The sequence below is a fragment of the Phormidesmis priestleyi BC1401 genome (assembly GCF_001650195.1).
GTDB lineage: Bacteria > Cyanobacteriota > Cyanobacteriia > Leptolyngbyales > Leptolyngbyaceae > Phormidesmis_A > Phormidesmis_A priestleyi_B.
On the sequence record NZ_LXYR01000206.1, the window covers coordinates 1 to 291 of the forward strand.

2 pseudogenes are annotated in these 291 nt (G+C 49.1%); one reads left to right on the top strand and one right to left on the bottom strand.

Going from position 1 to position 291, the window contains the following annotated elements:
- Positions 1 to 136 (bottom strand): annotated as a pseudogene (locus A8707_RS26460) (IS6 family transposase); the annotation flags it as partial.
- A gap of 59 nt (positions 137 to 195) precedes the next feature.
- On the opposite strand from A8707_RS26460, the pseudogene A8707_RS27390 reads away from it, so the two are divergent.
- Positions 196 to 291 (top strand): annotated as a pseudogene (locus A8707_RS27390) (DDE-type integrase/transposase/recombinase); the annotation flags it as partial.

Sequence of the window (291 nt, forward strand, 5' to 3'; positions counted from 1 at the left end):
CCACCTCAATTCCTCGCTCTGCCATCATTTCTTCCAAATCCCGGTAGCTCAGAGGATAGCGGCAATACCACCGCACATTCAACACGATGATTTCGGGCAAGAAGTGCCGCCATTTGAACAGAGAGTCAGTCGTCATTTAGAGCAAGGCTAGAAAAAATTAAGCTTCCCTACCTTACTATTTTTGCGACACAACCCCTGAATCCGACCAACGATTCGTGGCGGGTGGACGAGACGTATATCGAAGTCAAAGGAGGGTGGAAATACCTTTACCGCGCCGTCGATTCAATAGGG